9 protein-coding genes are annotated in these 7163 nt (G+C 67.8%); 1 reads left to right on the plus strand and 8 read right to left on the minus strand.

The window, feature by feature from the left end; translation table 11 throughout:
- Positions 1–123 precede the first annotated feature (123 nt).
- The 4 genes from ssb to AC1DMQ_RS08285 form a co-directional block, all read right to left on the minus strand.
- Positions 124–636 carry a single-stranded DNA-binding protein gene (gene ssb, locus AC1DMQ_RS08270; protein WP_477033071.1) on the minus strand — a complete coding sequence of 171 codons (513 nt, stop codon included), beginning with the start codon at positions 634–636 and terminating at the stop codon, positions 124–126.
- A gap of 141 nt (positions 637–777) precedes the next feature.
- Positions 778–1167 (minus strand): hypothetical protein, encoded by a 390-nt coding sequence (locus AC1DMQ_RS08275; protein ID WP_477033072.1) that lies wholly within the window; start codon positions 1165–1167, stop codon positions 778–780.
- A gap of 15 nt (positions 1168–1182) precedes the next feature.
- The gene (locus AC1DMQ_RS08280; RefSeq protein WP_477033073.1) at positions 1183–1854 is read right to left on the minus strand and encodes a hypothetical protein; all 672 of its coding nucleotides are present in this window, start codon (positions 1852–1854) and stop codon (positions 1183–1185) included.
- A gap of 89 nt (positions 1855–1943) precedes the next feature.
- Complete coding sequence (locus AC1DMQ_RS08285; protein ID WP_477033074.1) at positions 1944–4637, minus strand: hypothetical protein; 2694 nt, start codon at positions 4635–4637, stop codon at positions 1944–1946.
- Between AC1DMQ_RS08285 and AC1DMQ_RS08290 the strand changes: the two genes are divergently transcribed.
- Complete coding sequence (locus tag AC1DMQ_RS08290; RefSeq protein ID WP_477033075.1) at positions 4609–4734, plus strand: hypothetical protein; 126 nt, start codon at positions 4609–4611, stop codon at positions 4732–4734. The genes AC1DMQ_RS08285 and AC1DMQ_RS08290 overlap by 29 nt on opposite strands.
- A gap of 163 nt (positions 4735–4897) precedes the next feature.
- On the opposite strand, the gene pseH is transcribed toward AC1DMQ_RS08290, so the two are convergent.
- The 4 genes from pseH to AC1DMQ_RS08310 form a co-directional block, all read right to left on the minus strand.
- Entirely contained in the window at positions 4898–5452 is a 555-nt protein-coding gene (gene pseH, locus AC1DMQ_RS08295) for a UDP-4-amino-4,6-dideoxy-N-acetyl-beta-L-altrosamine N-acetyltransferase (protein WP_477033076.1), read from the minus strand.
- Between the two features lie 59 nt (positions 5453–5511).
- On the minus strand, positions 5512–6351 hold the full coding sequence (locus AC1DMQ_RS08300; RefSeq protein WP_477033077.1) for a flagellin: 840 nt from the start codon (positions 6349–6351) through the stop codon (positions 5512–5514).
- 174 nt (positions 6352–6525) lie between these two features.
- Positions 6526–6849 (minus strand): hypothetical protein, encoded by a 324-nt coding sequence (locus tag AC1DMQ_RS08305; RefSeq protein ID WP_477033078.1) that lies wholly within the window; start codon positions 6847–6849, stop codon positions 6526–6528.
- A gap of 105 nt (positions 6850–6954) precedes the next feature.
- Positions 6955–7163 (minus strand): flagellin (locus AC1DMQ_RS08310; RefSeq protein WP_477033079.1); only part of this gene is annotated, 209 nt, incomplete at its 5' end.

Raw genomic sequence — 7163 nt, forward strand, 5'->3', positions numbered from 1 at the left:
CGTTCTAGATGCGGCAGGCCTCGCGAGGCCACGGCCGACGATGAGCGTTGGGGTAGGCGCAATAAGAAACGGCCGGCTCCAGGGGGAACCGGCCGTTGTCTACGTTTCCAGCCTTGTTCGGCTTTAGAACGGGATTTCGTCGTCCAGGTCGGCCGAGAAGCTCTCGCGCGGGCCGCTGGGCTGGCTGCGCGGAGCGCCGCCGCCGAAGTTGCCACCGCCACCGCCGCCGCCGGCGTAGCCTTCGTCATAGCCGCCGCCCGGCGCACCGGCGCCCGCGCCGTCGCCGCGGCCGCCCAGCATGGTCAACTCACCGCGGAACTTCTGCAGCACGATCTCGGTGGAGTACTTCTCGACGCCCGAGGCGTCGGCCCACTTGCGGGTCTGGATCGCGCCCTCGATGTAGACCGTCGAACCCTTGCGCAGATAGCTCTCGGCCACCTTCACCAGGTTGTCGTTGAAGATCACCACGCGGTGCCATTCGGTCTTTTCCTTGCGCTCGCCCGAGGTGCGGTCACGCCAGGTTTCCGAGGTGGCCAGACGCAGGTTGGCGACGCGGTCGCCCGAGCTGAGGGTGCGGATTTCGGGATCGGCTCCGAGATTGCCGACCAGGATGACCTTGTTGACGCTGCCCGCCATGGGGGAGATTCCTTTTCACGCCCGGCGACCAACGCGCCGGCATCTGAGGCGGACGTTAACGGCTTCTTAAGTCGCAAGGCAAGCTTTGTTCTCGTAACGTTCCTGTGGAGCATCCGGGTTATCCCCGGATTTGGAACGCTCCTATTGAGCCGGCATCGCTCCCGGGACGGCCAGGCGGCCGTCGCCCGTGCGGACCAGCGACATGAACCGGGCGCCTTCGTAGGTGTCGCCCAGATAGATGCCTTCCTTCTGCAGGAAGATGAACTTGCCCTGATAGGCGCCGGTCATCTCGCGGCTGGGGCTGCCCATGCGCACGAAGCGCAGGCGCATGCCTTCCAGTTCGGCCGCGCAGAGCTCCAGGCTGGGCACGTTTCGCGCCACCGGATTGAACTTCAGCGTGCCGTCCTTCTGCTCGATCACGTGCATGCAGACGCCGGTCTCGAAGGGAGCCTTGGTCTGTTTCTCGCAGCCGGTCAGGCCGACGGCGGCGGTGGCGGCGATGAGCGAGAGGGCGACGACGGGAAGGCGCATGGTCTTGAATTCTCTCTAGGCCGACGGGATGGAGCAGTTGGGCCCCAGCTCGATGATCGAATGGAAGGTGCGGTTGTCGGACGAGGATTCCACCTTGCCCGGCACCAGGCGCAGGGTCTCGTCGCCCCAGCGGCCGTAGGTCGCCCCGCCCGCCTTCTCGCACTTACCGCCCGAGAGCTGCTGGGCGCAGGCGTTGACGGTGATCTCGCCAGGCAGCTTGCGCCACTCGCCGCCGGCATAGCGCCAGCAAACGGCCAAGGGCGTGCTCGAGACGGCTGGCGTGGTGATGGCGGGGGTCGCGGCCGGCGCGGGCACGGTCGGCGCCTCGGCGGGGGGCGGCAGCGGGGTCAACACCAGGCCAGCCTGGTCGGCGGCGGCCAGGGCCCCGGTCTCGTCGACGCCGACGTCCAGGGCGCCGGTCGCCACACCGTTCTTCTTGGCGCATTCGGCCAGGGTGGTCTCGCCGACGAACTGGCCGCCGACGAAGCAGCGCAACGGCCGCGCGGGATCGAGCTTGGTGTCGTCGGCCCGGCCGGTCTCGACGACCAGCCCGCCGCGCGAGGCCGGCGGGGCCTCGGTCGGCGACTTGCCGCCTTGCATCAGAGCCAGGGCGATGCCGAGGCCCGCGACCAGGGCCAGGGCGGCGCCGCCGCCCAGCAACACGCGTCGATCTTTGAGAAGTTCCATGATCCCTGGCTACGACGCGCTGATGACGCTTTCAAGTCCAGGCGCGCAGAACGGCCAAGCGGGCCTCGAAGGGCCGCGCGGATCGCGCCCTAGCCGCCGCCGGTCAGGCGATTGAGCGCGGCCTGGTAGTTGGCGATCTGGTTGGTCAGATAGGCCGGAACCGGGCCGTTGACGTTGTTCGACTTGGTCGCGTCTTCCCGCTTCACGCCGTTGGCGGTGTCGGCCATCTCGCGATAGGCGGTCCGTACGGCCGACAGGGCCTTGGTCATGGCGGCGGTGGCGGCGTCGCGGCCGGCCTTGTCGGTCAGGTCCAGGCTGGTGTCCAGCGAGAAGCCGTAGATCGGCCCCTTGCCGTCCGCCGAAACGACCTGGCCGTGGTCGGTCTTGGTGTTGCGCACGATGCCCGGCTTCAGGCCCAGGGACTCCAGCACGTCGGTGCCGCCCTTGCCGGGCAGGATCTCGACGGTCGAGGTGGTCTGGGACGGGCTGATCCGCAGCATGCGGTTGTTGCCGCTGCTGGCGAACTCCACCTTGGCGGCGTAGCCCGTCGCCTTGCGGATCTTGTCGGCCAGGGTGTCCAGCGTGTCGTCGGCCGCGATCTTGATCGTGGTCAGGGCGCCGCGCGCCCGCGTGCGGACCTGGAAGGTGTCGCCCGCCCGCGCCGAGGTCGACGAGACGATCTTGTCGGACTGGGTGAACTCCATCTTGCCGCGCGGAATGCCGAAGATGTCCAGCGCGCTGGAGCCGGAGGCGTCGACGGCGATCGAGGTCGGGGTGGCGTAGCCGTCCTTGCCGGTCAGCCGCTGCTCCCAGGTCGCCGCGCCCGTGGCGACGTTGATCTGGGCGACATAGCCGTCCTTGTCGCCGACCGTCGGCTGCCCGCCCAGGTCCTTGCCGGCCGAACCCACCAGCCAGGCCTGGCCGTTGGAGACCGCCATGCCGGTGACCGTGTCGTCGCCCGTGCCGCCGTAATAGGCCAGGGTGTCCTGGGTCTTGTCCGTCAGGTTCAGCGACATCCGCGCCACGAACCCGTCCGAGCCGCCCGAGGCGGCCTTGGTCTGGTTGTCGACGTCGAGCGCGCCGTTGGTGGTCGAACCGCCGATATAGAGCTGGCCGTTGTCGATCGTCAGGCCGGCGATGTTGCCGCCCTTCAGCGTGCCCAGGTCGCGCGTGGCTCCGGCCGTGAAGGTGGCCGCCTTGGTGTAGGTGACCGGCGCGGTGACCCAGACTTCCTTGTCGTTCAGGAAGGTGCGGTCCTCGGTGACGATGCTGGTCGCGACGTCGAAGCTGCGAAGCATCGCGTCGCTGCCTTCCTTGCTGGCGACCACGACCTGCGTGCCGTTGACGACGATGCCGGCGACCGTGTCGTCGTTCTCGCTGCCGAAATGGGTGGTGAACAGCGCCTTGGGCGTGCCGGCGATGTCGGTGGCGAAACCGGTCAGGTAGCTGTCGTAGCCGCCTTCCGTCGCCCCGGTCGCCGAGCCCGGGATGTCGGACTTGGTGCGGCCGCCCACATAGACGACGCCGTCCTGGCCGAACGCCACGGCGGTGGCCTCGTCCTCCAGCATGCCGCCGCGCCGCACCGTCCAGGTCTCGTCGCCCTTGGCGTCGTAGAGCGTGACGAAGCTGTCGGTGACCGTGCCGGCGGAATCGGAATTGATCGGGCCGTTGGTGGCGCCGGACAGCCCGCCGGCCACCGAACCGGCGATGGCCACCTTGCCGTCGTCCGAGATGGCCATGTTGTAGCCGGTGGCGGTGTTGGCGGCCCCCAACGTGCGGGCGTAGAGCAGCTTGCCGGACGAGTCGTACTTCAGCAGGGCGACGTCCTGGTCGCCCTTGATCGTCTGGCTGCTGGTGGTGCCGTCGACATCGGCCAGGACATAGAGCGAGCCGTCCGGCCCGGTCATGGTCTTGTGGACAGTGCTGATCGTGCCTTCCAGCGTGTCGGAGAACACCTTGGCGCCCGGCTGGCCGGCCGTGCCGGGGCCGTACTTGGTCAGGGTGTTCTCGATCACCGCGTCGTCGGTCTCGGACTTCTTGTCCGGATCGGGATTGCCGGCAGCGGTGGTGATGTAGACCGCCGGCTTGGCGGCCGGAGCCGAGAAGGTCAGGGCCTCGGTCGAGTCGCCGCGGATGCGCAGGGCGAAGTCGTCGCCGGTGGCCGGCAGCTTGACGGTCTGGCCGTTGACCGTGGTGGTCCGCTCCTGGCCGGCCGTGCGCTCGACGGCGAACTGGGTGTCGAACCCGGCGGCGGCCAGCTTGTCGTTGAAGAAGGTCACGACGTTGGACATCGTCCGCGGCGTGGACCCCATTTCCGACAGGTCCATGACCACGTCGGTGGAGACGCCGAATTCCTTGACCGACATCGTGAAGCTGACGGCGCCCTTGAATGTGGGCACCTCGTCGTCGCTCTGGCCGCTGTAGAGGGTGTTGGTGACGTAGCCGTAGTTGTTCTTGGGCACGCCGACGCTGGACTTGTCGCTGGTCATGACCGCGCCGGTCGTCAGCCGCATGCCGTCGGTGCTGAGGTTCTGGACGTAGCTGTTGACCTCGTTCAGCCCCTTGCTGAACGCGGCCTGCAAACGCTTGATCTCGCTGTCGGTGACGCCCTTCTCGGACGAGCGGTTGGCGATCGCCGACAGGGTGTTGAGCGCCTGGTAGGCGGCGAACAGCTTCTTGTAGTCGCCGGTGATCGTCGGGGCGGCGGCCACGGCCGCGCCTTCGTCGACGAACTTGCGGCCATTGAGGGCGGCCTTGACCAAGTCGCTAGGCTCGCTGGCCATGGTGGTCCAGGGCGAGCTGGGCACCGTCTTTCCGCCCGAGGAGGACGGGGCCGACGAAGAGGATGAGCCGGCCGACGCAGCCGCGTTCGCGGCCTGACCCGCGGTCTTGGCCTGATAGTAACCGAGCAGCAGACTGGAATCGAAGGTGATCACAGCAGGTCCCATCAGGGCGCACTACGCCCCTTGATTCCATCGTCGGCGAAGAACGCTGACGTTTCGTTAAGACGTATGAATCGGAAGCGTCACGGAGGCCGAAGGCCCTAGGCGGCGATCAGGTGCGCGTCGGTCAGCGAGCGGCGGACCTCGCCCCGCAGCTCGCGCCACTCCTCGGCCAGTATGCCCAGCAGGACGACGTCGCGCGGCTGGCCGTCCTTCAGGACGTGGCCGCGCAGATAGCCTTCGCGGCGGAAGCCGGAGGCCGCCTGGGCCTTCAGCGCCGCGTCATTGTCGGCCATGACCTCGGCGAACACTTTGTGCAGGCCCAGCTCGCCGAACGCGCGGTCCAGCCCCAGCACCTGGGCGGCCCGCCCCACGCCCCTGCCCCGCGCCTCGGCCGAACCGAGGAACCAGTTCCAGCCGGCCCGGCGGTGATGGCTGAGCAGGCCCGTCAGGGTCAGCAGGCCCGAAGGCTCGCCGGCCCGGACGATCATCCAGCCGCGCATGTCGGGATCGGAGCGGAGAGCCTGGAACCAGGCGGCATGGGCGTCGCGGCTCGGAAAGGCCGCGTCGGACATCCACCGATCGACTTCCGGTTCGCCCCGCCATTGGTAGAGGACCGCCTCGTCGCCGTCCGTCAAATCGCGAAGCTCGATCATACCGGGTCGATTCCTCCACATGTGGTTGCGGAAAGTCTACCCCGCCAATCGCGTCAGGCCTAGCTGCCGCCGTTGAACAGCGACAGGATGATCTGCGGCGCCTGATTGGCGATCGAAAGCGCCTGCGCGCCGAGCTGTTGCTTGACCTGCAGGGCCTGGAGGCGCGCGCTCTCCTTGGCCATGTCGGCGTCGACGAGGTTGCCCACGCCGGTCTCGAGCACGTCGTTCAGCTTGGAGACGAAGGTGTTGTGAGCTTCGATCTGCTTGGCCTGCGAGCCGATCGAGCCGACCGCCTGGTTCACCCGGGTCAAGGTCGCGTCGAGGCGCGTCAGCACGCCGGCGGCCAGGGTCTGGGTGTTGATGGTGTCGGTCGCTGTCAGGCTGTTGATCGTGCCGCTCAGCGACAGGTTCTGCAGGTTCAGCGTGATGACCGTCGCGGCGTCGGCGTCGGCCAGGAACGTGATGTTGGTCGGTTCGCTGCCGTTGAGGATGTTGGCGCCGTCGAAGGTGGCGCTGTTGATCACCTGGGTCAGGTTCTTCAGCAGGCCCTGGAAGTCGGCGTTCAGGGCGGTGCGCGACGAGGTGGACAGCGAGGTGTCCTTGGCCGCGACCACCTTCTCGCGCATCTGGGTCAGCAGGTCCGAGACCGATTCACCGGCGGCCAGGGCCACGTCGGTGATCGAGGTCGCGCGATCCAGGCTCATCTTCACCGCGTTCAGGGCCGAGCGGTCGGCGCGCTGATCCTGGGCGATCGACCAGACGGCGGCGTTGTCCTTGGCGCTGGAGATCGCCAGACCCGTGTTGATGCGGGACTGCACGCCCCCCATCTCGTCGTTGGTCTTGTTCAGATTTTGCAGGGCGATCAGCGCGGGCTGATTGGTGTTCACGCTCAGCGTCATCACGGTCTCCGAACGGCGGTTCTTGCCAATGTGGCTCGGGACGCGATTCGGCGGCCGAGCAGGTCGACCGTGAAATTGGGGCTGAGGGAGTAAGAATATGGTTAACGCGCGTAAACCATGTTCCACCTGCGACGCTGCGTCGCGGCGGGCATGGCGCGGAGACCGGCGACCCTGTTAGGTCAGACCGTCGAAGACCTCGCCCGGATCGTAGTGCTCGGCCTGCTTGAAGCGGAGCACGTCCTCGCGCGGGAACTGCTGGAGAACGTCGCCGGTCCGGCGGTCCACAGTCTTGTAGACGTAGGAGCCCGAAACGGGATCTTCCTCGATCACCAGTCGCAGATCGCCCGGCTGGGGACCCGCGGCGACGGCCGGCTGTTCCTTGGCCCCTGAAACGTCATGACCGCCCGCGGGCTGACCCGGGACGGCGAAGGGCGCGACCGAAGACGGCGCGGACGGTTCTGGGATCGACGGCGGTGTAAGTGCGGCTTTGGTTTCCATTGCTCCTTCGCCGCCGGTTTCGGCGGCCCTCTGGTGAACCCTCCCCTACGGCCTGGGCCGAGCGGAAGGCGGAGGCGGACCCGAAGGCCCGCCTCCTTCTCGTTCCTATCGGAACAGGCTCAGGATCGAACCGGTCGACTGGTTGGCGATGGAGAGCGCCTGGATGCCCAGCTGCTGCTTGGTTTGCAGCGACTGCAGCTTGGCGCTTTCCTTGGCCAGGTCGGCGTCGACCAGGTTGCCCACGCCGGCGTCGAGGCTGTCTTGCAGCTTGCCGACGAAGGTCAGGTGGGTGTCCAGGCCGGTCGAGCTGGTGC

It is taken from the genome of Caulobacter sp. 05L422 (assembly GCF_056397765.1).

What these genes read in the sequence shown, in the direction of transcription:
- AC1DMQ_RS08280 (WP_477033073.1), bottom strand. Translation starts at nt 1,854, where the DNA reads ATGGAACTTCTCAAAGATCGACGCGTGTTGCTGGGCGGCGGCGCCGCC.
- pseH (WP_477033076.1), bottom strand. Translation starts at nt 5,452, where the DNA reads ATGATCGAGCTTCGCGATTTGACGGACGGCGACGAGGCGGTCCTCTAC.
- AC1DMQ_RS08275 (WP_477033072.1), bottom strand. Translation starts at nt 1,167, where the DNA reads ATGCGCCTTCCCGTCGTCGCCCTCTCGCTCATCGCCGCCACCGCCGCC.
- AC1DMQ_RS08300 (WP_477033077.1), bottom strand. Translation starts at nt 6,351, where the DNA reads ATGACGCTGAGCGTGAACACCAATCAGCCCGCGCTGATCGCCCTGCAA.
- AC1DMQ_RS08285 (WP_477033074.1), bottom strand. Translation starts at nt 4,637, where the DNA reads ATGGCCAGCGAGCCTAGCGACTTGGTCAAGGCCGCCCTCAATGGCCGC.
- AC1DMQ_RS08305 (WP_477033078.1), bottom strand. Translation starts at nt 6,849, where the DNA reads ATGGAAACCAAAGCCGCACTTACACCGCCGTCGATCCCAGAACCGTCC.
- ssb (WP_477033071.1), bottom strand. Translation starts at nt 636, where the DNA reads ATGGCGGGCAGCGTCAACAAGGTCATCCTGGTCGGCAATCTCGGAGCC.